The organism is Psychrobacter piscatorii (genome assembly GCF_043641605.1).
GTDB lineage: Bacteria > Pseudomonadota > Gammaproteobacteria > Pseudomonadales > Moraxellaceae > Psychrobacter > Psychrobacter piscatorii_C.
On sequence record NZ_JBHZRK010000001.1, the window covers coordinates 15,343 to 40,587 of the forward strand.

General features: G+C 44.5%; 25 protein-coding genes. 12 read left to right on the forward strand and 13 right to left on the reverse strand.

The features are described from left to right. The first annotated feature begins 9 nt into the window (after positions 1–9). On the forward strand, positions 10–1,104 hold the full coding sequence (gene oppD / locus ACHUET_RS00065) for an oligopeptide ABC transporter ATP-binding protein OppD (protein ID WP_463555486.1): 1,095 nt from the start codon (positions 10–12) through the stop codon (positions 1,102–1,104). A 3-nt stretch (positions 1,105–1,107) separates the two neighbouring features. Beyond that, the gene (gene oppF / locus ACHUET_RS00070; protein WP_463555488.1) at positions 1,108–2,139 is read left to right on the forward strand and encodes a murein tripeptide/oligopeptide ABC transporter ATP binding protein OppF; all 1,032 of its coding nucleotides are present in this window, start codon (positions 1,108–1,110) and stop codon (positions 2,137–2,139) included. 157 nt (positions 2,140–2,296) lie between these two features. On the opposite strand, the gene ACHUET_RS00075 is transcribed toward oppF, so the two are convergent. Continuing rightward, positions 2,297–2,551, reverse strand: coding sequence for a DUF2798 domain-containing protein (locus tag ACHUET_RS00075; RefSeq protein ID WP_394209655.1), 255 nt, complete (start codon positions 2,549–2,551; stop codon positions 2,297–2,299). A 264-nt stretch (positions 2,552–2,815) separates the two neighbouring features. Here ACHUET_RS00075 and ACHUET_RS00080 point away from each other — a divergent pair, with 264 nt between their 5' ends. Then, positions 2,816–3,532 carry an aspartate/glutamate racemase family protein gene (locus ACHUET_RS00080; RefSeq protein WP_394209657.1) on the forward strand — a complete coding sequence of 239 codons (717 nt, stop codon included), beginning with the start codon at positions 2,816–2,818 and terminating at the stop codon, positions 3,530–3,532. A gap of 138 nt (positions 3,533–3,670) precedes the next feature. Here ACHUET_RS00080 and ACHUET_RS00085 read toward each other — a convergent pair whose 3' ends face one another. Next, positions 3,671–5,239 carry an MATE family efflux transporter gene (locus ACHUET_RS00085; RefSeq protein ID WP_394209659.1) on the reverse strand — a complete coding sequence of 523 codons (1,569 nt, stop codon included), beginning with the start codon at positions 5,237–5,239 and terminating at the stop codon, positions 3,671–3,673. 439 nt (positions 5,240–5,678) lie between these two features. Between ACHUET_RS00085 and ACHUET_RS00090 the strand changes: the two genes are divergently transcribed. Beyond that, a complete protein-coding gene (locus ACHUET_RS00090) occupies positions 5,679–6,632 on the forward strand; it encodes an alpha/beta fold hydrolase (protein ID WP_394209661.1) in 954 nt (317 codons plus the stop codon). A 1-nt stretch (position 6,633) separates the two neighbouring features. Here the strand turns inward: ACHUET_RS00090 and ACHUET_RS00095 are convergent, their stop codons facing one another. Further along, positions 6,634–7,677, reverse strand: a complete 1,044-nt coding sequence (locus ACHUET_RS00095; protein WP_394209663.1) for an NAD(P)H-dependent flavin oxidoreductase — start codon at positions 7,675–7,677, stop codon at positions 6,634–6,636. Between the two features lie 223 nt (positions 7,678–7,900). Here ACHUET_RS00095 and ACHUET_RS00100 point away from each other — a divergent pair, with 223 nt between their 5' ends. Continuing rightward, complete coding sequence (locus ACHUET_RS00100; RefSeq protein WP_394209664.1) at positions 7,901–8,656, forward strand: HNH endonuclease; 756 nt, start codon at positions 7,901–7,903, stop codon at positions 8,654–8,656. A 72-nt stretch (positions 8,657–8,728) separates the two neighbouring features. Here the strand turns inward: ACHUET_RS00100 and ACHUET_RS00105 are convergent, their stop codons facing one another. The 5 genes from ACHUET_RS00105 to ACHUET_RS00125 form a co-directional block, all read right to left on the reverse strand. After that, positions 8,729–9,106 (reverse strand): VOC family protein, encoded by a 378-nt coding sequence (locus ACHUET_RS00105; RefSeq protein WP_394209666.1) that lies wholly within the window; start codon positions 9,104–9,106, stop codon positions 8,729–8,731. 231 nt (positions 9,107–9,337) lie between these two features. Continuing rightward, positions 9,338–9,715 (reverse strand): DsrE family protein, encoded by a 378-nt coding sequence (locus ACHUET_RS00110; RefSeq protein WP_394209668.1) that lies wholly within the window; start codon positions 9,713–9,715, stop codon positions 9,338–9,340. Between the two features lie 197 nt (positions 9,716–9,912). Beyond that, complete coding sequence (locus ACHUET_RS00115) at positions 9,913–10,455, reverse strand: acyl-CoA thioesterase (protein ID WP_087041781.1); 543 nt, start codon at positions 10,453–10,455, stop codon at positions 9,913–9,915. Positions 10,456–10,529: 74 nt separating this feature from the next. After that, positions 10,530–11,579, reverse strand: a complete 1,050-nt coding sequence (locus tag ACHUET_RS00120; RefSeq protein ID WP_394209670.1) for a YheT family hydrolase — start codon at positions 11,577–11,579, stop codon at positions 10,530–10,532. 337 nt (positions 11,580–11,916) lie between these two features. After that, positions 11,917–12,519: a YigZ family protein gene (locus ACHUET_RS00125; protein WP_394209671.1), complete on the reverse strand. Its 603-nt coding sequence runs from the start codon at positions 12,517–12,519 to the stop codon at positions 11,917–11,919. Positions 12,520–12,716: 197 nt separating this feature from the next. Here ACHUET_RS00125 and ACHUET_RS00130 point away from each other — a divergent pair, with 197 nt between their 5' ends. Further along, the gene (locus ACHUET_RS00130; RefSeq protein ID WP_394209673.1) at positions 12,717–13,421 is read left to right on the forward strand and encodes a pseudouridine synthase; all 705 of its coding nucleotides are present in this window, start codon (positions 12,717–12,719) and stop codon (positions 13,419–13,421) included. A gap of 324 nt (positions 13,422–13,745) precedes the next feature. Further along, positions 13,746–14,810 carry a disulfide isomerase DsbC N-terminal domain-containing protein gene (locus ACHUET_RS00135; protein WP_394209675.1) on the forward strand — a complete coding sequence of 355 codons (1,065 nt, stop codon included), beginning with the start codon at positions 13,746–13,748 and terminating at the stop codon, positions 14,808–14,810. A 141-nt stretch (positions 14,811–14,951) separates the two neighbouring features. On the opposite strand, the gene ACHUET_RS00140 is transcribed toward ACHUET_RS00135, so the two are convergent. Further along, complete coding sequence (locus ACHUET_RS00140; RefSeq protein WP_394209677.1) at positions 14,952–15,602, reverse strand: DUF2939 domain-containing protein; 651 nt, start codon at positions 15,600–15,602, stop codon at positions 14,952–14,954. Between the two features lie 415 nt (positions 15,603–16,017). On the opposite strand from ACHUET_RS00140, the gene dnaJ reads away from it, so the two are divergent. From dnaJ to ACHUET_RS00165, 5 genes are all read left to right on the forward strand, one after another. Next, on the forward strand, positions 16,018–17,154 hold the full coding sequence (dnaJ, locus tag ACHUET_RS00145; protein ID WP_201599441.1) for a molecular chaperone DnaJ: 1,137 nt from the start codon (positions 16,018–16,020) through the stop codon (positions 17,152–17,154). Between the two features lie 173 nt (positions 17,155–17,327). Further along, positions 17,328–18,158 carry a 4-hydroxy-tetrahydrodipicolinate reductase gene (gene dapB, locus ACHUET_RS00150; RefSeq protein WP_394209679.1) on the forward strand — a complete coding sequence of 277 codons (831 nt, stop codon included), beginning with the start codon at positions 17,328–17,330 and terminating at the stop codon, positions 18,156–18,158. 31 nt (positions 18,159–18,189) lie between these two features. Further along, positions 18,190–19,557: an AAA family ATPase gene (locus tag ACHUET_RS00155; RefSeq protein ID WP_394209681.1), complete on the forward strand. Its 1,368-nt coding sequence runs from the start codon at positions 18,190–18,192 to the stop codon at positions 19,555–19,557. After that, positions 19,558–20,055: a hypothetical protein gene (locus ACHUET_RS00160; RefSeq protein WP_394209683.1), complete on the forward strand. Its 498-nt coding sequence runs from the start codon at positions 19,558–19,560 to the stop codon at positions 20,053–20,055. Then, positions 20,039–20,896 carry a hypothetical protein gene (locus ACHUET_RS00165; RefSeq protein ID WP_394209684.1) on the forward strand — a complete coding sequence of 286 codons (858 nt, stop codon included), beginning with the start codon at positions 20,039–20,041 and terminating at the stop codon, positions 20,894–20,896. Before ACHUET_RS00160 ends, ACHUET_RS00165 begins: the two co-directional genes overlap by 17 nt. An 85-nt stretch (positions 20,897–20,981) precedes the next feature. Here the strand turns inward: ACHUET_RS00165 and ACHUET_RS00170 are convergent, their stop codons facing one another. The 4 genes from ACHUET_RS00170 to ACHUET_RS00185 all read right to left on the reverse strand — a co-directional run bounded on the left by ACHUET_RS00170 (position 20,982) and on the right by ACHUET_RS00185 (position 25,157). Beyond that, positions 20,982–22,157, reverse strand: a complete 1,176-nt coding sequence (locus ACHUET_RS00170; RefSeq protein WP_394210320.1) for a type III PLP-dependent enzyme — start codon at positions 22,155–22,157, stop codon at positions 20,982–20,984. 114 nt (positions 22,158–22,271) lie between these two features. Continuing rightward, on the reverse strand, positions 22,272–22,826 hold the full coding sequence (gene def / locus ACHUET_RS00175) for a peptide deformylase (protein ID WP_394209686.1): 555 nt from the start codon (positions 22,824–22,826) through the stop codon (positions 22,272–22,274). Between the two features lie 197 nt (positions 22,827–23,023). After that, a complete protein-coding gene (locus ACHUET_RS00180; protein ID WP_058024727.1) occupies positions 23,024–23,278 on the reverse strand; it encodes a GlsB/YeaQ/YmgE family stress response membrane protein in 255 nt (84 codons plus the stop codon). A gap of 361 nt (positions 23,279–23,639) precedes the next feature. Further along, positions 23,640–25,157 carry a Mur ligase family protein gene (locus tag ACHUET_RS00185; protein ID WP_394209688.1) on the reverse strand — a complete coding sequence of 506 codons (1,518 nt, stop codon included), beginning with the start codon at positions 25,155–25,157 and terminating at the stop codon, positions 23,640–23,642. Positions 25,158–25,245: the final 88 nt, after the last annotated feature.

Consider the following 25,245-nt stretch of genomic DNA (forward strand, 5'->3'; position numbering starts at 1 on the left):
AGTGACATCGTGGTAACTAAAGATTTCAGTAACACCATTAATAACAATCTTAATGATGGTTCTAATAACAGTCTCATTACACCTCCCAACACCTTGCTAGCAGTAAAAGATTTGTCCGTTCAGTTTAAGACTGAGGATGGTCTGGTAACAGCGGTCAATGGGTTAAATTTTGATCTGCATGAGGGTGAAACCTTAGGCATCGTTGGCGAATCAGGCTCCGGCAAGTCGCAGACTGCTTTTGCCATTATGGGACTGCTAGCAAAAAATGGTCATGCCAAAGGCTCGGTGCGCTTTCAAGGTAATGAGTTATTAAGCTTGTCGCAAAAGGCACTGAATAAAATCCGTGCCGAGCAGGTGGCGATGATTTTTCAAGATCCCATGACGTCACTCAATCCTTATATGAAAATCGGCGATCAACTTGCCGAAGTATTGATCTTGCATAAAGGAATGAATAAAAAGGACGCGTGGGCAGAGTCGATACGCATGTTAGATGCGGTCAAAATCCCTGAGGCCAAAAAACGCATTGGCATGTATCCGCATGAGTTTTCAGGCGGTATGCGTCAGCGAGTCATGATTGCGATGGCATTACTCTGTCGCCCCAAGTTGTTGATTGCTGATGAACCGACCACCGCACTCGATGTGACGGTGCAGGCGCAAATCATGGTGCTATTGAATGAGCTAAAACGCGATTTTGGTACAACGATCATCATGATTACCCATGATTTGGGCGTAGTGGCGGGTATTTGTGATCGTGTCCTTGTGATGTATGCGGGTCGCACGATGGCCTATGGCGAGACGGAGGAGATTTTTTATACCCCAACCCATCCGTATACCATCGGACTATTAAAAGCCATTCCGCGTCTGGATAATGAAATCGGCAAGCTTGAGACGATTCCCGGTAGTCCGCCAAACTTATTGGACTTGCCTGCAGGCTGTCCTTTTTATGAGCGCTGCCCTCATGCGATGGATATCTGCCGTGATACACCGCCGCCACTCGAGTTTTTGCCGCACGATCGTCAGCGCGCTTGTCATTGGCATCCTGAAACAGAAACGGATACCTCGGTAGATATTCATGCCAATCATCAATCAGAGATAGAGGGGTAGACGATGATGACACAGACTTCTAATAGCAGCGCGACCCAGCCTAAAACACCGTTACTCAAAGTGCGTGACGTTCATACCACCTTTAATATCAAACAAAAAGGCACTTACTTTTGGCAAAAGCCTGCGACGTTAAAAGCCGTCAATGGCGTCTCGTTTGAGATATTTGCTGGCGAGACATTGGGCGTTGTGGGGGAGTCAGGCTGCGGCAAATCGACCCTTGCTCGTACTATTGTAGGTTTGATTGAAGCCAATTCTGGTAGCATCTTATTCAATGAGGAAGAGCTAGTGGGGGCGTCCAAAAAAACCATGCGAATGAAGCGTAAAGACATTCAAATGATTTTTCAAGATCCGCTCGCCTCCCTAAATCCGCGCATGACCGTGGGCGATATCATTGCCGAACCGCTACGTACGTATTATCCAAAAATGAAAAAGTCTGAGGTACAAAGCGAAGTACGCGAGATTATGAAAAAGGTTGGGCTACTGCCCAATCAAATCAATCGGTATCCGCATGAGTTCTCAGGTGGACAGTGTCAGCGCATTGGTATTGCCCGCGCTTTAATCTTAAAGCCCAAAATTATCATCTGTGATGAGCCGGTCTCCGCCCTTGATGTGTCTATTCAAGCGCAGGTCATCAATTTGTTGCAAGACATCCAAGAAGAGATGGGACTCGCGCTCATCTTTATTGCCCATGATTTGTCGGTGATCAAGCATATTGCTGATCGGGTGCTGGTCATGTACTTGGGCAACGCCGTTGAGCTTGGGGTGAATAAAGCCGTGTACGGCAATCCGACCCACCCTTATACTCAAGCATTGATGTCGGCTGTACCGTTACCCGATCCGATTGCCGAGCGCAATAAAACCATTCAGCTATTAGAAGGCGATTTGCCAAGTCCGATTAATCCGCCATCAGGCTGTGCGTTTCGGACTCGCTGTCCGCTAGCAGATGAGGAGTGTGCCCAGATCAAACCTATACTAGAAGGGAATATCAATCACCGAGTGGCTTGCCTAAAAAACAAAGTCAACGCGGTATCGTAAGTTAGCAGTCCTTTAATAATAGACAACTGTGTTAAGTTACTTTATTAAAAAATACCAAAGGTGAATAACATCATCTTTGGTATTTTTTTTGGCGGAAGGACAGGCACGAGTACTTTTATAAAACACCGTCTCAGCGTCCGTATCGCTAGCCTTATTTTCAATAAAACTCAATCTTACTGAGCACATGCTCCTGCACCATATAAGCACAAAAATACGCGCTGGGCCATGCCACGATAAAGGCCAATCCCCATGAGTGTAGTAGCTCGGTAAAAAAACCGTCAATATAGCCCACTTTTATAAGCAATAATACGGTTGAGATGATGAGTGACATCATCAATGCCATAAGACCCGTGAAGATAAGGCGATAGTATTTGCGGCGGGTGCGTATTCTGATGGTGGGAAAATTGGCCATATGTTCGGTTGTCCTACAAGTGATAGCAGTGCTCATGATACGCCGTGATGACGGACGGGTAAAATCGTTATTATCAATGCCTAGGTTCGTTATATCTTGATCGCTGCCTGATCATAACGGCTATGTTTCATATTTTCCATTTGAAAGCGTTCGTTTCGCAGGTAATATCTTAAAAATAATAATGAAAAATAGTTCATTATTTATAGTCTATTTTGCGACGATAATCTATGATAACCAAGACTAAACGATAAATAGGACAATAAAATGGCAGACCAAGCACAGCGAACGCTCGGCATTATTGGCGGTATGAGTTGGGAGAGTACCGAAAGTTACTATCGCATCATTAATGAAGGCATCAAAGCTGAATTGGGTGGATTACATTCAGCAGATTTATTGATTTATAGCGTCGATTTTGGCCCCATCAATACGCTACAAGAAACGGGTGAATGGAACGAGTTGGGCGCAATGATAGCGAGTAGCGGCAAGCGTCTACAAGCGGCTGGCGCGCAAGGGATCATGATCGCCTCCAACACCATGCACAAATTATTTGGCGATGTAGAGGCGGCGACTGATCTGCCGTTGATTCATATTGCAGACGCCACTATCGATGCCATCAAAGTACAAAATCTTAGCAAAATAGCGTTATTGGGTACGCAGTTTACGATGACCCAAGATTTTTATAAGCAGCGTCTGATTGATGCAGGATTAGAAGTGTTGATACCTGCCGAGGACGAGCGTGCTGAAGTACACCGTATTATCAAAAAAGAGCTGTGCGTTGGTGAGTTCAAAGACAGCTCACGCCAATATTATATCGATGTCATAACTAAGCTTGCTGAGCAAGGAGCAGAGGGCGTGATACTAGGTTGTACTGAGATTGGTCTATTGATCACGCAAGACGACAGCCCAATCCCTGTATTTGATACCACGGCGATTCATGCCGCCGCTGCGGTAGATTTTTTATTGGCTGATGTAGCGTTGTAATGTGTTAATAATCAACGCTTAGCCCAGCAAAGATCTTTATATACAGTGGTCTTTGTTAGGTCAGTATTATACCAAATATCAATGAACAAAAGCCGTAATGATTAAGAGCAGTTAAGCTAAGCGTATATATGAACCATGTTATGATCCTTTACTGTTCTTAATCATACGGTGTCTGTAGAGTCTTCTACGAAGTCGTCGATGTAGCCTTGTGATACGGCGCAAAGGGAGCAGCTTCCATACAGTCGTCGGGGTAATATCACGACATGACGCAGAGGTGCCACCATGCACACGATATCCTTCACTCCCTTGTGCAGCCTCTTCGGCAACCAGTTTTTTACCCTTACGCCATCCGCCATACAGATATAGTCCTGCTCCCATTAGAGCGGTGGCTACCATGCCTGCTGGAAATGACAGCCAAAGCGCGTCTTCTCCAAGGAGGGGATAAAGCCCAAACGCAAATCCAAGGCGCACGGGATACATCGAAATCGCCATAACGACCAATGGCCAAATCACATAGCCGTTCGCCCGCATGGTGCCAAACAGCACTTGCGCTATCCCAAAAAAGATAAACCCCCATGTCGCCATGAGCTGGATGTGTTCCCCGATTGGCAACGCTTCGCTGTCACTGCCAAGGAAAAAACCCAAAATAGTGCCATCAAAAATGGTCAGCACCGCGATAATTGCGCCTGTCAATATCACGTTAAAGATGAGTCCCCACCGAGTGATATCTGAGACTCTACCCCATTGATTGGCCCCGATGTTCTGTGCGACCATTGCACTGGCTGCGGCACTTAGCGCCATTGCTGGCATCTGCACGTATGTCCAAAGCTGTTGGGTGGCACTATAGGCAGCGGTGGTCTGTACTCCTTCACGGTTTATCAGTGACAGCATCGTCAATGCCGCCGAAGAGATGACGATCATCTGCAGGCCCATCGGCAGCCCTTTTGAAAACATTGATTTTAAAATGGCTCGGTCTGCGCGCAAAAAGCGCAGCTCTGGCATACTGAGTGTCAGCACAGAGCCACGCAGGTACATGGTGATAACCATACCAATAAGTGCTAGCGTATTTGCGGCGGCGGTGGCGAAGGCCGAGCCAAATATACCCCATTCGGGAAAAGGCCCTAGACCCAAAATCAGTGTCGGCGTCAAAATCAGATCGATCACCACCGATATAATGATAAACCAAAGCGGCGTCGTAGAATCGCCCGTCCCGCGCAGTGCCATCATGATCAGCGTAAACGTGAGCGTGACGGGCATCGCAACGAAAATCATCCGTAGATAGGTCAGAGCCAGATCCACCGCACTGGCTGGCGTGCCAAGCAAATCCAGTAGCATTGGTGCAAATATCCACCCTCCTGCCGACACCACTATGCTGATCGGAATAATACTGCCGAGCGCCGTGCCCATGGTTCTTTTGACCATCGCCTCATCACGGCGACCCATGGCCTGACCAATCAGAATAGTAGACGCCATACCAAAACCGAAAACAAAGGAGATGAGTATAAACATCAAAATGTTGCCGTTCGCTGTCGCGGCGAGCGCCTCTTCCCCTAAAAAGCGCCCCACCCAGACGGCGTTGATGGAGCCGTTCAACGACTGTAGCGCTGACGAGCCAAGGGTTGGCAAAGCAAATAGGAGCATCGTTTTGGCAATCGACCCTTCGGTGAGGTCACGCCGTTTGTCAGTGGCAATACTGGTGTCGCTCAATGTCTTTCCTTTTGCGCCATTTAAGTGGGCTTTGATTTATGATAAAAATGCGTCTTAGGACAGAGGATAGGTAATGAACTTGAAACTGATCGCATAAAAACGCTTATTATAAATGACAATGCCCTTGCCATTTTTATTAGAACGGTAAGCAAACCACGTGCTGACATAAGCCCTAGTACGAAATGTGTTACTAACGTTGTTACTGTCCTTTTGATGTTGTGCCTTATATACGGTTAGGAGGCCAGCTCAGTTTCTACTGATTATAAAATCCTGATTATTCTAAAAATCCTCGAAAGGATGACGCTGATTTGACTACGAAGTAAGAGATTTATAAATATAAAGCCGCATTTATCGTTAGAATCATAGCGTAGATACTTTTTATACTATCGTTGATCCAATTTAAGAGTGGATTGGCTATATTTCTAACAAGGATGTTTCGATGACACTAAAACGTTTAAGCCTTGTCGCCCTATTTAGTCTTTCCGTCATAGCCTGCACCACCGCGCCCAATACGCTTGCGGTCAATGCCACCCAAAAGCTGATACAGTTCGAGCGCAATAAAGCCAAGCTTGAAAAAAAGGTATTGACGCTGACCTCTGGCGATACCATGACCTATCTAGAAGGCGGCAATATCAACGGCGAGCCGTTACTGCTCATCCATGGATTTGGGGCAAACAAAGACAACTTTACCCGCATCGCTAGAGAGCTGAGCGATTATCATCTGATCATTCCAGACTTGCTGGGTTTTGGTGAATCCAGCAAACCGCCGCAAGCTGACTATCGCGCCGATGCTCAGGCACAGCGTTTACATGAGCTGCTACAAGCAAAAGGTGTCGCGTCTCATATTCATATCGGTGGTAACTCAATGGGCGGTGCCATTAGTGTTGCTTATGCCGCTATGTATCCTGATAGCGTCAAAAGCTTGTGGCTACTCGATAGTGGCGGTTTTTGGTCAGCAGGGTTTCCAAAAGATAGGTTTGATGATGATAGCTTCGACAACAGCCCGCTGTTGGTCAAAAACACAGAGGATTATTTTGCTTTGTATAATCTCGTGATGTACAAGCCGCCTTATATTCCCAAAACCGTGCAAGCCGTCTTTGCTCAGACCAATATCGCCAACCGAGAGTTGCATGCCAACATTCTCAAGCAGATTACCGCAGACAATGTGGAAGCACGTGCCAAAATTATCGCGCAGCGCGATATACCCACGCTCGTCGTCTGGGGTGCTGAGGATAAAATCATCAAGCCTGAGACCGCCGCCATCATGACCGAGCTGATGCCGCAGGCGCAGCTGATTATGATGTCTGAGGTTGGTCATGTTCCGATGGTTGAGGCAGTAAAAGCGACGGCCAGTGATTACAAAGAATTTCGTGCAATGCTTAAGGGTCAGTAATTCACAAGTCTTTTGTTAGTCGCGTCAGTAAGGCCTCTGTACTTTCGTCTCTGACCAAAGACACGCCTTGTCCTGCCCATAGCGATAGATGCTCTGCGTCCAAACGCTTGGTCGCATCCGCCCGCATAAACTTAGTCATGGCATTGAGTTGCGGGTAGGGCGGTAGCGCATCTGCGCTCTCAAATTGAGCAAAATCACGCAGATAATCGTTTAACAGACCACGCGCAAGTTTGCCTGAGAACAGTCTCGTCAAGCGTGTCTCAGTACTGCGTCTACCTTGACTGGCATCAATGAGCGCTTGTTTATACGTATTATTAATACCGCATTGATCTGTGGTCAAAAACGCCGTCCCCATTTGCGCAAGCTCAGCACCTGCTGCTTGTACTGCCTTAATATCCTGTGCCGTCATAATGCCACCTGCGGCAATCAAAGGAATATCTGTGCAAGCGCGCGTTTGACTAATCAGAGTCAATAATCCCAATGGATCAGTTTCGCTTTGCGGCAACCAACCACCGCGATGACCGCCTGCTTCCGCCCCTTGCGCGCACACCGCATCTGCACCAATCTCGCTCCATGCTTTGGCTTCCAATGGATGGTTTGCTGTACCAATAACGCGTGTCCCTAGGCTTTGCAAACGCTGAACTTGATCGGCACTGATAATACCAAAGGTAAAACTGGCGACAGGTACAGGATTGTCATAGAGGACTTGTAACTGTTCAGAAAAGCTCTGTGCTGGACGTGCGGGTAGCGTAAATTCTATATTCTGCTCTTGATAATACTGACTCAGCCAAGTCGGCATGGCGGTATCAAAGCTGCTCGACTCGTGTTCAGATAACACCATCAGATTGACCATAAAAGGACGGTCGGTCAGGGTCTTAATCGTATCGATTTGGCTATCCAAAACGTCTGGCGCGGTCATACCAGCACCCAGTGAACCCAGTCCACCAAAGCTACTCACTGTCGCTGCGAGTTCAGGCGTGGTTGCGCCTGCCATTGGCGCTTGAATGATCGGGTAGGTGAGGTTAAGCGTATTAAGTAAGCTCATGAATGGCTCCTTCTTATTAGGATATTTGCATGACTTACTGTAGCAGAGGTAGGCGGTGCGCGTGTTGGATAGTGTTTATTTAGTTGCTGAATAGGAGGGGTGAGCTTTGGCTATGAAGTTGTAGTCAAGATAGTTGGCTATAGATTTGTAGTTAAGTGATTATATTAATCTGACTTGTCTTAACTGTATAATATATTTACTGAGTAATGATTAGGTTAGAGAGATGAGTAGGCTACAAAAATATAGTTTTCATGGTATCTATGATCTAATTAATCTTGTTGAAGAACATATAAACTTAGAAACGGAGTTTTGGAACTACAATGAAGATTACTTTATAAAGCATTCAGCTAAATTTAATAAAGATACTCTGTTGCATCAGTACATTGTTATTACAGCATTTAATTTTTATAGACGTGATTTTAGGAAGAACGAAGATTGTTATGATGATGAGTACCTATCAATCTGGTATGAGAAATTTGATATCTACAATATTAATATTCAAAAAATAGTGGAAGATGATGATAGAGAGGATCCATGTGCATATGAATGGTTCTTAGAAAATGAGGATAAATTTTATGAGTTGTTCTCTGAAATGTCTGAAGAGGCTTTCTATGTTTTATTTAATAATAGAAAGCTTCTTCTGAAATTCAATAAGATAGTTTCTACTCATATATATGAAAAGAATGTAATTTATCCTAGTGAATATATGACTGAAAAAGGAACAATTAAAAGGTGTCATATACCGGTATGGGTGAAAAAAGCTGTTTTTCATAGAGACAAGGGTAGGTGTGTATTTTGTAATACAGACCTAACAAACTTGATTAACCACTATAAGAAAAGCAATTTTGATCATATTGTCCCTCTGGATATGTATGGAGTTAATGATCCTTGTAATATTCAACTGACCTGTGAAACCTGCAATAAGTCCAAAAGTAATGTAGAGGTTACCACTTCAGACAAGTACTTTTCGTGGTGGTAATAGCTTAACCACATCATCACCGCTAATCGGCAAACTCCAATGATACGCCCTAAACAGACTGACTCTAATTCTCTATTTCAACGGACTTATCGTTAGTATGACGCCGAATTCGTCTGGATCAGTTAACTCAATACCGTTTTCATTCCAATAAGGATTTTGTGAGGTGGTCGGTAGTATATCTGCCTGTTTCGCCCTATCTATAATGGTTTGGATTTCCTCTTCGCTATCTAAGTAAAGTACGATCAAATCGTCCCTGTCAGGATGATGGTTTGCTTTATCAGCGGAATAGGTAAACTCCATATGCCAATCTTGATTGGGAAATCCTAAAAAAACACCATCGTAATCACTATGGTCTTTGAAGCCGCCTAGCTTTTCTAGTCCAATAATGTTCTGATAAAAATCAATAAGGGTGTCCAAATTATTGGTATGTCGCGCATATCGAAATTTCATAAGTATCCTTACTCATTTAGGAGGAGCGGTATAGAGTTCAAATCAGTGACAACCAAATAAAGACAAAATGAGGATAACAGTAGTCGCATAACTGTCTTCGAACTGACCATGATATAAACAATTCAAGCACTGATTTATTGTACACAAAAAAAGAGCCAATCATCCAAGCCACTAAAAAGATGACTGAGAAAATTGACTCATTCTTATAACTTTGATTCTTAACTCTTGTGATTAATTCAACTGCAAAGACCCTTTCGCATTCATCAGCAGCTCAACCACATCATCACCGCTAATCACTTCAAAGCGTTTGTCGATGTCCGCTTCTTCCAAACCATTGTGCTTCATGCAAGCACCGCAGACCAATACTTGTCCGCCTTTTTCGATAAAGGCTTCTAGCAATTCACCAGCAGGCTCAAATGGCGCGCCAATATTGACATCGTCTAGCGCGTTTGGTTTTGCCAGATGTACCGCATCTACCATCAATATCACCGTGGCAGAGTGGCCTTTTTTGAGTGCCACGCTAGCCATGGTAAAGGCTAGGGTGATTTTGCTTGGATTTGATTCACTATTATCAAATAACGTACCGACAAAATCCGTCGTGTTAGCCATATTATTCTCCTTATCAGACTATATTTAGTTGAGTCGAATGTCATACTCACTACTATCCTAACATTTATTATATGTATTCATATAATGAGTTGTTATGAAATAGTAGCTATAAGGTTACGTGGCTGTGATGTGCTTTGAATGAATGCTCAGTAAGAGTCGTTTTAAGCCAAGCAGTTTTAAGTTAAGCGGTTTGGTTATCACTCCGTTGGTGGCCATGGACGATCAGCATCGCTCTCTATCCATTCGGCCACATAGCCAGTTGGCGGTAGATCCCAATCAGACTGTCCCAATGCGGCTAGCACTTGTGCGGTATCGATCACCCGACCGCCTTTGGTCACGCCTGTACGCAGTAGCGCAGATGAGCAAGGTTTGCCCTTAACCCACATCGATTGCTCGATATAGAGCCAGCGCGCGTCGATACCGACCATTTTAGTCTTTAGTGTTACCTTTTCAAAAGCGCGAATACGCTTGCGATATTGGATGGTACTGCCAGCGATGACCAGACCCCAACGCTGTTTTAGCAGCTGCGTGCCAAGTCCGCTACGCACCGCAAAATCCATACGCCCTAAATCATACAGCGTGAATACGCGACCGTTATTCATCTCCAAGAAATTATCGATGTCCGTCAGGCGACAGCGAAACTGAATCTCGCTAGTCTCTTTTAGGGTTAGGGTATCGCCCTTTTTTGCTTTTAAGGCGGCATGAGCGATGGTGCTGGCATAGCGGATAAATGGGTACATAAAGTCGTCTCGAAGGTTTAAAGGACAGCATTAAAAGTCGTTAGATTAGGAGCTATTGTCAGGGCTACTTAGGCCTATTTTTTACGTGATTCAACACCAATCCAATTGAAGTACGCACTCACCGTTTCGGGTATCCAGTTGATATCGAATTTTGAAGATTTGCCATTAATATTGTTTTTGGCTTGACCTTTATCTGAGCGATAACGCAAATAACCGATATGTCCACCGTGCTCAGTATCTAAGATAGTGACGCTATCAGAGACATCGTTTGGTGTCGCGGTAAAGCCAATAAACGGATCGTCTTTTGCACTGATGAGCAATAAAGGCTTGGTCACTTTTATCAAATAGGGAAGGGAGGATGAGGCTTGATAGTAGTGGTTGTTAGAGCGGTAGCCATGACGCGGCGCGGTAAAGATATCATCAAAGTCACTGATGCGATTGACAGCTTTGATTGAGTCGATCTCCTCTTGAGTAATGTCATTGGCTAAGGCTTTTTTGATAATCGGGTTGAGCAAATAAGGCGTATAAATGCGATGACTTAAAAAGCTGTGCATACTAAGCGCCGCTGATGACATATCGACGGGAGCGGAGATGACGGTAGCGCCTTGGCAGAGTGCTTCGTCACCGTATTCGCCCATGTATTTTGCTAGGGCATTGCCACCCAAAGAGACACCGACTGCATAGATATTGGCGTATTGTTGCTTTAGGTTTTGCAGCGCGTGATGCACTTCATCGGTATCACCCGCATTATAAAAAACTCTACCATTAGCAGGAATACCGCCGCAACTACGAAAATGTGCCACCACGAAGTGCCAACCTTGCGCGTGCATCTGGTAAGCCAATGCGCGCGCATAATGGCTGTCGCTGCTGCCTTCCATACCATGGAATAAGACAATCAATGGCGTTTGCTCAAGCGCACCGTTTTTTGATGTGTCTACAGGGTGCGCATCATAAAAATCGTAGGCAATATCACTTTCATCCAAAGAGTCTTTTTCGACTTCGCGGCGATAGGTTGGTGCTTTTGGCGCAAAGAACTTGGGCAGGATGCTTTGCAAGTGTGGATTGGTTAGCCAAAAGGGCGGCTTAAAAGGCGCTGGAGAGAAAGGTTTGGTTGAGGTTGACATATTTTGGTCTTATTTAATGATCGTGGAAAAACAAAAAAGTAGCGTGATAAGGTTTTTTTATCATAACGCCAGTATCTGTAAAAACCAATAATTTTCAGTGGACGCATGATTACTGAAAATGGCTGACAAGCTAATAAATAGCGACTGAATACAACTATAGTGAAACCATTATAAAAATGGTATAGCAAGATTAAACGCTATTTTTCGCAGCCTCTGGAGACGCAGTCACAGCAAGCAAGAAAAGTAGCGTTTAATCGAGCGCGTTTCCTATGCTGTATCAATTTTATTGAGGTTCTACTATATCTAAGCGGTTAATGAGAAAGGTTAATCAGGTTTTTTAGACTTCTGGCTGATTCAATACGCGACCATCCATCGCAAGTCGTTCTTTTAAGCTGTCGATATCTGCCTCAGCCAATGTCGCAGTCAAGGTGACTTGTTTGCTATAGGCGACATCATCAATGTGACCACCAAGACTCTCTATCATATAGCGGCACTGTGCTTCGGTTGCGAACTCTGCCAGTATCTGAATCTTTGCCATGGGTACATAGGGATTCAATGTCATCTCATCGACCGCTGTTTGGGCCGCGCCTGCATAAGCGCGCGTAAGACCACCAGCTCCCAGCTTGATACCACCGAAATAACGCACCACGACAATGATGACATTGCCGATGGACTTGTGTTGCAATACATTTAATATTGGTCTGCCTGCGGTGCCGCTTGGCTCGCCGTCATCATCGAAACCTGCACTGGTAGTATTGTCAGGGTCACCAATGATGTAGCCCCAGCAAAAATGCCGCGCATCAGGATATTGCTCGCGCAGTTGTTCCACGTGAAACATGGCCTCTTCACGTGAGGTCACCGGATACGCGTATGCAATGAACTCGGATTTTTTGATTTCTAGGCGCGCGGTGACGGCACGTTTTAGCGTTTGATAACTCATATTTCATCAAGCTTAGGTTGGATATGGTAAACTTAGCTAACTTTCACTGTCGTCCGTATTGGATGCAGTGTTCATTTTATTTTTCATTATAGTATCATTTCTAACCATCGAAGATAACGAGCTGCTCACGGCTGAGTGCTGGCGTCGTTAGTTTCTGATTTAGGGCTGGTATCATAAAACCGATGGTAGTAAATAGTATGCGTTTAGATAAATTCATTAGTAAAGCCACCGAGCTGTCGCGCAAAGAGTCCAAAAAGATCATGCACGCGGGCGAAATCACCGTCAACGATCAAGTGGTCAAAGATCCTGGCCTCCATGTCGATGTCGTCAACGATGATGTGATGTGGGCAGGCGAGCCACTGTCAGTCGCTGCGGGCAATCGCTATATCTTGCTGTATAAGCCTGAAGGCTTTGAATGTACCTTAAAAGTCAAAGAATATCCAATCGTCACTGAGCTGATCGCCGTACCAGAATTGGGTAGTTTGCGTATCGCTGGACGTCTCGATGTCGATACCACTGGCGCCTTGCTCATGAGCGATGATGGCGGCTGGCTACACCGTGTCACCAGCCCTAAGCATGAGCACGCCAAGGTTTATGAGCTGACCCTAGCATCGCCGATGGATAGCGATGCCCAAGAAAAGGCTGTGAAAAAGGTCGCTGAAGGCATCTTGTTAGAAGGCGACTATGAGCCAACCAAGCCTGCAATTCTTGAATTCATTAATGAAACTCATGCCCGCCTGACGCTAGAGCAAGGTAAATACCATCAAGTCAAACGCATGATGGGTTACTTTGGTAATCGAGTCACTGAGCTGCATCGTGCTAGCATCGGTCATATCAATCTAGACGGCCTAGAGAAAGGCGACAGTCGCTTCTTAACGCCAGAAGAAGTCGCTAAGTTTTAAGAAATAAGCATTAGAATCATTAAGCTTTGGCACTAATACTCGTCTTGAAGTTATCGTTTTAAACCCATTAGCAGCCACTATCCAGTGTGCTGCTTTTTGCGATCTGCTATATTATATTTATGTCTGTTATCTGGCTGTGTTGCCTATCTCTTAAAGCTCAGTAGCAATTTTGCAAAACTGCGCTTTTATGACTTTGCAAAAACTTCCTTTATGCTAAAGTCTGTCTAATATTTTAATATACTCTTTTACATAATATAATTGCGATTAATAAGAGCTGGCTTTGTGAAGCGTTATATTTATTAAAAACCAACTGGGACTGTTTCTGTGACATTATCTGTATTTAAATCTGCGAGCTTAATCAGCGTCATCTTATTAGTCACTACTGCTTGTGCCCAACCAAGTTCGGCGGATACGACGAGCACCCAATTGAACCAAAACAATCAAAGCGCGCAGATGAGCAAAGCGGTAAGTGCAACGGTCGATAAGCGGTTGCGCCAAGTGCTGACCCAAGCCGGTATCAAAACGCAGATTACCTCCATTGCGCCGTCTAACTTACCCAATATGTATCAAGTGAGTTTGGCTGGGCAGCCGCCACTACATATCACTGAAGATGGTCGCTATGTCATCCAAGGTGAGTTACAGAAGAACCCAAGTAAGCGGGTAGTGACCAAAACGCCAGTACGCAGCACGAGTGCGCAGGTAGGCAAGCCTGTCAGTGCAGCAGTCAAATCGGCGATGCTTGCCAATACGCGTGCGCTCAAAAATATGAGTGCAAAAACGCCGTTCTTTTATACCGCAGTACCTGGGGTCATTTGGGGTGCAACGCTAGAAGGGGTGCCTTTTTTGCTCTCAGATGATGCGCAGTACATCACCGATGGTGAGATATCAGTGATTGAAAACGGTCAGTTTATCGGGCTCGATGAGAATTTTGAAACACGCAAAAATCAGTCTGTATTTGCGACATTGGATGAAAGTCAGCTGATTACTTATCCGGCGACCAGTCCTCAGAGGGCGGTGATCTATGTGGCTGATGACGTCAACTGCCCGTATTGCCGCCGATTTCATCAGCAAATACCCGTGCTCAATGCAAAAGGTGTCACGGTAAAAACCATCGGCTATCCGATATACGAGCAGTCACCTGAGCAAATGCGTGGTATTTGGTGCCAAGGTAGTGAAAGCAGTCGTCGTCAGGCATTCGATAAGGCGATGCTACAAGGTGAGATGACACCTGCACCAGCAAGTTGCAACGTCGATCAGGTGACGCCCAATCGCGAAAAAGCCGCTGGACTGGCAGTGATAGCAACGCCTGCCATTTACCGTGAAGACGGTGTGCTATATCAAGCAAGTTTCGAGAGTCCTGAGTTTTTAGAATTTTTAGGTATCGAATAATTATATTGGTACCGCTCAAGATCTTTATTCATCACTATTTTGAATAGAGTAATAAAAAACCGCTTTATGAGCTGATTCATAAAGCGGTTTTTATCGTTTAACTTATCAATATTTCAAATATCAAAAGCGGTCTCAACTTGTTTATGGCAAGACAATATCGACGATCTTCCATTGAACAAGTCCTTGGCGCTGCATCTCGATAGTGAGTGGATAGCCTTTGACTTGACCGCTGATATTGAAGCAATTGATACCGCAGTAGCTCAATGTTGGCTTGTCGCTATCGTTGCCTTGTGCCGCCTGCTGCTCAAGCTCCGCCGCTTGTTTTTTCATGACTTGCTGGATTTGACTCTTGACCACAGCATCGACGTCGCCACGCTGAATGATTAAGCTTTGAATCAGGTTTCTCAAGTCAACTTGATCGCTAGCGATTGCCCATGCGGCGGCCAGCTCTTTGGTTGCTGTATTCGCTTGACCCTGAGTGTTTATGACTTTTTCGATATTTTGCGGGGTGATTGCGCCATCAACCGCTTGCGTGATAAAGCCATTGGCAGCCTCAGTCAATGGCTCACCGCCGAGCTCAGCGATTAATGGATACTTAGTCATTGTCGTGGCAAATTGATCAGCTAGCTGATTTTGGATGCTTGGCCGCACTTGGTCATAATCAATAGTCGCTGCGATAGCGGCACCGTCTTTGGCATCATAAGCATTTTTGAGCTGATACGCACTGTAGTAAGGGGAGCCTGCATAGATTGCTACGGCAATCACGATTAATAAAACAATCAGCTTTTTCATAAGACTTGGTACCTTGTCGCAAACGTCATGGGTATAAATGACCGTAGATATGGCGATAAATACTAGCACGACTCGTCATTGTTCAGGTATGAAAAGCTTTGTAGTAATCTTAATAAATCGTGTATATCGCAACCTAACTGCCTTAACTACGAATTTCATGACTTAAGCGCTTGATAAATCAGCAGACCATCTCCATAAATAGCGCAAACTTTTTATAATTGATTTGGCTAAGTAGCCCCCACCGTATTTGTTCGTTACATGCACATATTATCATCCTGTGACATTGTGGTTTGCCATGTTTCACATGAAACATTGCCGTGTGATTGTGTATGAGATGAAGACCGTTAATGGTAAAAGCTGATCAAAGCTAATGAACTGACGAGCTGGTGGTGCTACGAAGACGATAGGAGAAACCATGAGTAAACGCGATTTTTATGAAGTATTAGGTGTCAGCAAGACCGCTGACAGCAAGGAGATTAAGCGAGCCTACCGCAAGCTTGCCATGAAATATCATCCAGATCGCAACTCTGATGACCCTGATTCTGAAGACAAATTCAAAGAAGCCTCAATGGCTTATGAAGTACTGAGCGATGAAGAAAAGCGCTCAGCGTATGACCGCATGGGTCATGCTGCCTTTGAAAATGGCATGGGTGGCGGCGGCTTTGGCGGTGCAGGCGGCGGCAACTTCCAAGACATTTTTGGCGATATTTTCGGTAACTTTGGTGACATCTTTGGTCAATCGCGTGGCGGCGGTGGTGGACGCTCGCGTCGTGGTTCTGACCTGCGTTATGTGATTGAGCTGACATTAGAAGAAGCGGTACGCGGCTGCAAAAAAGAAATCAGCTTTACCGCGCCGGCTCCATGTGACACTTGTGATGGTAAAGGTGCCAAAGATGCCTCTGATGTCGTGACCTGTCAGATGTGTCATGGTCAAGGCCAAGTGCGTATGCAGCAAGGTTTCTTTGCCGTGCAGCAAGCTTGTCCGCAGTGTGGCGGCTCTGGTAAGCAAATCAAAAACCCTTGCCCTGACTGTCATGGTAATGGCGTCAAAGACAAATCACGCACGCTAGAAGTATCTATCCCAGCGGGCGTCGATGATGGGGATCGCGTGCGTCTGGCAGGCGAAGGCGAGGCTGGCGGTGCAGGCGTACAGAATGGTGACTTGTATGTCGAAGTACGCGTCAAACCGCACAACGTCTTTACTCGTCAAGGCGCCGATCTATATATGGATGTACCAGTCAGCATCACGGATGCGGCACTCGGTAAAGAAGTTGAGATCCCAACCTTAGATGGCAAAGTAAAAATCAAAGTCGCAGAAGGTACGCAAAGTGGTAAACTGCTACGTGTACGCGGTAAGGGCGTGACGCCAGTACGCACCACGATGAAAGGCGACTTGATTTGCCGTGTGGTTATCGAGACTCCTGTCAACCTAACTCGTGAGCAAAAAGATCTATTACGTCAATTCCAAGATACATTGGATGACGATAGCAAGCATCAGCAGTCGCCACATAAAAAATCATTCTTTAAAAAGATTGGCGATTTGTTTGACTGATAATAACCGCTATTGAATAGCTATACTGAAAGTAAGCCCAAAGGTTTCATGTGAAACCTTTGGGCTTTTTCTTGTGCTGATAAAAAACCACTCAGTTAACGATATTTGTTAAACTGACGATAAATGATATCCAAAAATAACCCCGCCAAATATAAAGTATATAAGGTAGAGATATGAGTCAACAAACAACAGAACAAACCATCAAAGTTGGTGTGATCGGTGCAGGTGGTCGTATGGGTCGTATGCTTATCGAAGCCGTACAAAACAATGCTAAGACCACGCTCAATGCAGCGATTGAACGCCAAGGATCTAGTCTTGTCGGCGCGGATGCAGGCGAGGTGGCTGCTATCGGACGTTTAGAGGTACAAATCGTTGATGAGCTAGAAGCTGTGATTAATGACATCGATGTGCTGATTGATTTTAGTTTGCCTGATGCGACTGAAAAGAACATGCAAGTTTGTGCCGAGCATAATGTCGCGATGGTCATTGGCACGACAGGATTTAATGAGGCGCAAGAGCAGGTATTGGCAAAAGCCAGTGAAAAAATCGCTATCGTCTACGCAGGTAACTATTCAACAGGCGTCAACCTATCATTGAAACTACTTGGCATGGCAGCCAAAGCATTTGGCAATGATGCTGATGTGGAAATCATCGAAGCGCATCATAAACACAAAATCGATGCGCCATCTGGTACCGCATATATGATGGCAGAAGCCGTTGCGGAGGCGCGCGGACAGAATCTAAAAGACGTCGCTATCTATGGCCGAGAAGGACAAACGGGCGAGCGCGAATCAGGCACGATTGGTATTCATGCCGTACGCGGTGGAGAGATCGTAGGCGATCATACTGTGATGTTTATCGCTGATGGTGAGGTGGTCGAGATCACCCACCGCGCACGAGAGCGCATGACCTTTGCCGCAGGTGCCGTCCGCGCCGCAACATGGGTGACCGAGCAAGCAGTCGGGCAATATAATATGCAAGATGTGCTGGGTCTGAATGACTAGTATTAGACCATCTAACGTGAGTGAGGTTGTTATGGAAAACAATGCCAGTATTACCATCAAAAATTTTAAAAGCTATAAAGATGCAACCTTACCTTTATCACCCTTGACTCTACTGATAGGGGCGAATGCGTCTGGCAAAAGTAATGCTATCGAGGCATTTCGCTTTTTAAGCTGGGTTGCTGGTGGTGAGCGTTTATCGACGCTTAAAAATAGAGTAAACGATAGCGATAAGGTAGTTAGAGGTAGCATTAAAGACTTAGCTTTCAATCAGGGAAATAGCTTTTCTCTGTCACTTAATTATGAGCCTAGAATTAGTTATTCTGGTGTTTTTTTAAACGAGGATAACCAACTTTATGTAGTAGCGGAACTTTATCAAGAAAAAGAGAATAAAATTTTCTTTCATAGGAACGGCAAATATACGAGAATAGCTTTAGGATATCTTGATGCATTTGACATTATAAGACTTGCCTCTTTAGAAGAAATTCTTGGGATGAGTAATAATGAGAATAGTTGGATGTTTCAAAAAATAGGTAACTTCGAAGTAGCCGCTAATTTTTCAGAACGAGATTTATCTATACTATCAATGAGAAGTTTTTATGAAGTTATCTGGAAAGGGTTTAATAATGCAACAAAGTTCAACTCAATTAATATAAATTCTCTCGATAAATTAGCACACTTTTTAACTAATACTTTTTTCTATGATTTTGTACCTAGTGCTATGCGTCAAGATAGTGTGATTGAAACAGTACTAGTTAATAGCGGAGCAAATCTAGCAGGTGTCTTGTGTTATCTCTGTAAAGAAAATTTAGAACATAAAGGAAAAATATTACAGCTAGTTCAGAGTTTACCTGAGCAAGATATTACCGATATTAATTTTTATACAGATAAAAGAGAGCGAGTAGAGTTTTTATTGTGTGAAAGTTTTGGCGACACATCTACTGAACGTACTATGGATTTATTATCAGATGGTACGTTAAAAGTATTGGGCATTGCGGCTGCGCTACTGTCTGTGCCAAAAGGTTCAACGGTAGTCATTGAAGAGATTGACAATAGTATTCATCCTACTCGTGCCAATGAAATACTAAGCTTGATACGCCAATATGCAGAGGAGCGTAATCTAAATCTGTTGTTATCAACGCATAACCCTGCATTGATGGATGCATTACCTGATGAGGCGCTGGCAGATGTTGTATTTTGCTACAGAGATCCGAAAGAGGGCGATAGTAAGTTGGTTCGGTTAGGCGATTTAGATGACTATCTTGGTCTAGTAGCTCAAGGAACGCTTGGCGACTTAGTGACTCAAGGTATCGTTGAACGTTTTATCAAGCATCCAACAACCAGTGAGCAACGTAAACAGCAAGCGCTCAGTTGGCTTAATCAGCTACAAGGAGCTGATTAAATGACAGACATTTGCATCTTGGATACGACTATTTTACTGAATATTTTAGATGTACCTAATCGAAACAACGAAAAAAACAATGTCATGGCCGACTTTAAAACTTATATAGAATCGGATTGTCGATTTATCATACCATTCGTAGTAGCGGTCGAGGTTGGTAATCATATTAGCCAAAATGGTGATGGGACCATGCGTCGACAAGCTGCTAGAAGATTTGTTGATATGATGCAAAAGACATTTAATGGTGATTTACCATTTGAGATAAGTGATTTTGAATTGAAGTTGGAGTGGCAGAAGTGGATTACTGAGTTTGTCGATAAAGCAGGACAGAACAAAACACCTCATAAACCCAATGAAGGTATGAGTTTAACAGACTTGTCTATTATCAAAGAGTATGAAGATATTCAGGCCAAGAACAAAGCAAACAGGCGCACACACGTAGAAGTGTTTATTTGGTCACTTGACTCGGATTTAACTGCTTATGGACGCTCTTATTAAAAAACTAACAACGCCATTACTGGTTACAGCCGCAAGTATTATACTGAGCACTTCGGCTATCGCTGCTGTTTCTCAAACCTATGTGATTGACACTTATGGCGGTGCCGCGCTACTACCCTCAGTTAGACAACAACTCAATAATAGCGCTGATGGCGGCACCGTCAGCGTATACCAAGATAAGTTGGTGCTAATAACAACACCCCACAATTATCAAATGATACAGCAGCTACTCACGCAGATTGACCGTCAGCCACAAGCGCTCACGGTCGCGGTGCGTGTTGGAAGTAGCAGCAGTGTTCAGGATAATGTTCGGCAGGGTCAAGTCATCATTACCAATCGCGGTATCCAAGGTGCAGGCGCAATCAATCAATATAACCGTCAGAAACAAGGTAGTAGCTTGTATCAAGTACAAACGCTGTCTGGTAGTGCTGCTAGTATTAGTACCAGCACGCTCTATTCATTGACGCAGAACTATCGTGCCACTATTCAACCAAATTATCATCATCCCATTGACCGTCAGCCAAGCGCGCAGATTATTATTCAGCAGCAAGTACTACTGCCAACGACGCAAGGCATTGCTGTCACACCCAGACTGCTGCCTGATGGACAAGTCGAAGTGAGGTTGTCACAAGTTGAAGAGCGACTGGCGCGATCCAACTCATCCTACAATAGGTACGGTACGAGCAGTAATATCATTCAAGGTCAAAATCTGAACAGTACAATCATTGTGCCACGTGGACAGTGGGTGACAATTGGTGAGATTTCACAACGCTCAACCAGTAGCGGCAGTCGAACGACCAATAGCAACAATAGTGTACCGATTACTTTGTTGGTTCAATAGCGAATACGCAAAATAGCAAAACACAAAAAAGCGCGGTGCTGTTATTAATAGCATCGCGCTTCTCTATAGACAATAGGTTTAAAGACTAGTCAATATAAACCACTTCAAGCGGCGGAAAACCATTGAACTCTACTGATGAATACGAGTTGGTATAAGCGCCCGTGGTGAGCCAGTATATTTTGTCACCAATCTCAAGCTCTTCTGGCAACTGATAACCTGCTTCTTCATACATGATATCGGTTGAGTCACAGGTGGGACCTGCCAATACAACCGTCCCTTCATTAGTCGACGTTTCCATTTTTGGGGTATACACAGGGTACTTGATGGCTTCGCCTAGCGTCTCGATTAAGCCTTGGAATAAACCGACATCCGTATAGACCCAGCGCGCCAAATCAGTGTCTGATTTGCGAGAGATTAGTACCACATCACTGACTAATACGCCTGAACCACCGACCAATGAACGTCCTGGCTCTAAAATAATCTCAGGCATCTCGTCATCATTATAATCATCAGTCAAATAGCTGGTAATCTCTTCTGCATAGACCTTAATGGGATTGACTTCGCTGATGTAGTTGGTTGGGAAGCCGCCACCTAGATTGATCATTTGTAGCTTGATGCCTTCTTCATTCTTCATCCAGTCAAACATATACTTAACTTTGGCTAACGCATCGTCCCATGCAGCAACGTCTTTTTGCTGACTGCCAACGTGGAACGAAATACCATAAGGTACCAAGCCAAGCTCACGCGCCTGAATGAGAAGGTCGATAGCCATATTAGGGTGACAGCCAAACTTACGTGACAATGGCCATTCTGCTGTCTCTGACCCTTGTACCAATATGCGCACAAATACTTTAGAACCAGGTGCATGTTTGGCAATATTTTTTAGGTCTGCTTCTGAGTCGGTCGCGTACAGATCGATACCTTTTTCGAAGGCATACTTAACATGGTCGGCTTTTTTGATGGTGTTACCATAAGAAATACGCGATGGCTCAACGCCGCAATCAAGCACACGATCCAGCTCATAGATAGAGGCACAGTCAAAGTTAGAGCCCAGTTTTGCCAGCAGATTAATGACCTCAACCGCAGGACTTGCCTTCATTGCATAATGCAGTTTGGCATTCGGAAACAGGCTGACCATCTCATGATACTTGGTCTCGATACGACTAAGATCAACTACTAAAAACGGGGTCTCGCGACCTTCAGCAGCTTTGGTAAATTTCTGCCAGCTGGCAGGTTCAAAATATTGGTCAATTTTGATCATTGTCATAGTAGTAAACCTTTGGTGAGAACAGTATCTGCTAAAAAATTGGCACCATATAGTGGATATCAGAGAGTAACATTCACTATAGGCATCATTATGTAAAGGAGAAAAAGATTAAGAATTGATCGGTTGTGGCTGCTGTTCAGCTGATGATGCGCCTTGCTTTTCGCGTATCTTGAGGACTTTGCGAACTTTATCACGGGCACGTGTCTGTTTCAAACGAGACAGGTAGTCGACGAATATCACGCCATTGAGATGATCCATTTCATGTTGGATACAGACGGCAAGCAAGCCTTCTACCACTTCGTCAATGATGTCGCCGTTCTCGTCTAGTGCCTCGATACGTACTTTATTAGGGCGCTCGACTTTGTCATAGACATCTGGGACCGAAAGACAGCCTTCTTCGTACGGTTGTTTTTCTTCTACCAATGGCGTGACTTTTGGGTTAATAAACACTCTTGGCGCGTTTTTGTCTTCGGACAAATCCATCACGATTAGCTGAATATGACGATCGACTTGGCTTGCGGCAAGGCCAATACCTTGAGCATCATACATTGTCTCAATCATGTCTGAGATTAAGGTTTTGATTTCAGCAGTCACTTCCTTGACTGGCTTGGCAATCGTGCGCAAGCGGGGATCTGGGTAACTTAAGATAGGGAGTAGTGCCATAACGCTCACCTCAATGATAGGGACAAAATAGGGTTGATATTATAAGATAAATGGGGACAAAAGTAATGCTTATCAATACTTTCCCCTCTATATCACGTCTCATGCATTTACAAATTAAAGATTTTGATAAGTATCTGGACAAAAAAAAGCCTCACTTAACGCAAGGCTTTTTTGTAGATATTCTATCTGATTAGCCATTATGCACGGCGTTTGTTTACAATCATTTCGTACAAGAATAGCAAGATGATCGCACCGATAACTGAGAAGATAAGACCAGTGAAACCGCCATCTGCGTTAATACCGATTAAGCTGGCTAAGAAACCACCTAACATGGCACCGACGATACCTAAGACGATTGTCATTATCCAACCCATAGGATCGCTGCCTGGCTTGATAGCACGTGCCAATAAACCTGCGACTAAACCTACGATAATCATCCAAATAAAACTCATGTTATTCTCCTAAATTATTAATATTTATAATATGTTGCTAATTTAATAACTCCATTGTAAAGATTCCCCAAACGCAAGAGTAAGCAAAAAATGTTACCTGTGTAGGGCCTATGTGAGGAAAAAGTCAGATTTGCTATTACGTAGGTGCAATAGGTAAACGGAAGGTTACAAAGGTAGCCGTGGTGCTAACGAGTTGTTTATTAGCAGGCAAGCCGTGATAAGAGAATTGGTTGAAGAGTAAAGAAAAGCGCATAAAAAAGCGTAGCCCGTCTATGAGACAGCCACGCTTTTATTTGATACTGATTTATTGGATATTAATTTTTTAGATACTAAGTATAGAGTTTAGGGTTCAATCAATCGTTTATTTATCGCGCAATGCCGTTAATAGACGCTGATGAATCCCCTCAAAACCACCATTGGACATCACGACTATTGCATCGCCTGCTTTAGCATGATTGCTGATATGCTCGATAATAGTATCGACGCTAGACATTACTTGCTGGTTGCCGATGGATTTATTTGCAGCCGTAGCTTGTTCGATGACTTCTCTCAAGCCCCATTCTAGTCCTGTAGGCTCATACCACAATGTATAGTCAGCGAGGGTAGCTGACTCAGCCAAGCTGTCTTGGTGAATGCCCATTTTCATCGTATTACTGCGCGGCTCAATAATCGCCCAAATACGTCTGCCAGCCAGTTTCTTTTTGGCGCCGTCTAATGTTGTGGTAATCGCAGTAGGGTGATGGGCAAAGTCATCAAAGACTAAGACATCGTTTACATCACCGATCAATTCCATCCGGCGTTTGATACCAGCAAAAGCCGATAATGCGGCGCAAGCGGTAGAGATGCTGACACCGACATTATAAGCAGCCGCGACGGCAACCAAAGCATTATTGACGTTATGAATACCACTCATGCCCCAATCGATGACGGCTGCTTCTTTATCAGCAGCAAAACTGACTTTAAACTGACTGCCATCTTCGCGAATGAGTTCCGCTTGCCAGTCGTTATTGTCTTTAAGCGTACTGTCTCTAAGCGTACTGTCTCTAAGCGTACTGTCGTTTTTACTGGTATTAGATGCGGTCGTATCGATGACAGCAGTACGCCAGATAGGGGTCCAAACGCCTTTTGCTAAAGTATCTTCTAAGCTGATAGTTGCTGCAGGCATGATAATTTTTCCAGTGCTTGGAATCATACGTACCATATGATGAAACTGCGTTTGGATCGCATTCAAGTCAGCAAAAATATCGGCGTGATCAAATTCTAGATTGTTCAAGATAGCAGTGCGCGGACGATAATGAACGAATTTTGAGCGTTTATCAAAAAACGCAGAATCGTACTCATCAGCTTCAATGACAAAATAACCAGAAGGGACTGTCGTATCATCGTCAGTTTTTTCTTCCCCTAAATAGCTACTGTGTGCGAATACTTGCTGTAAGTGCTCGTCAGTCGTATTAACCAGTGGCACACCGCCGATCAAAAACCCTGTATCGATACCAGCATAGTGCAGTATCCAAGCAAGCATGGTTGTCGTTGTTGTCTTACCATGAGTGCCCGCAACCGCTATCACGTGGCGCGATTGCAATACTTGCTCTGACAAAAACTGCGGACCTGATGTGTAGCGCAGACCCGTATCTAACATATATTCAATCACATCCATGCCGCGCTTCATTGCATTGCCAACGACGACCAAGTCTGGTGCTGGTTGCAAGTGCTTTACGAGATAGCCTTCTTCGATAGTGACGCCCGCATTTTCAAGTTGGGTAGACATAGGAGGATATACGTTGGTATCTGAGCCAGTAACGGTATGCCCAAGTTCACGCGCCAATAATGCCAGCGAGCCCATAAAAGTACCACAAATACCAAGAATATGAATATGCATAGACGTTCCGTACGAGCTTGAATAAGTGAAATAGAGAGAGTAAAAATAAAGTTTTGGGTGCTGAGCTGTTATCAGTCGTGATTAACGT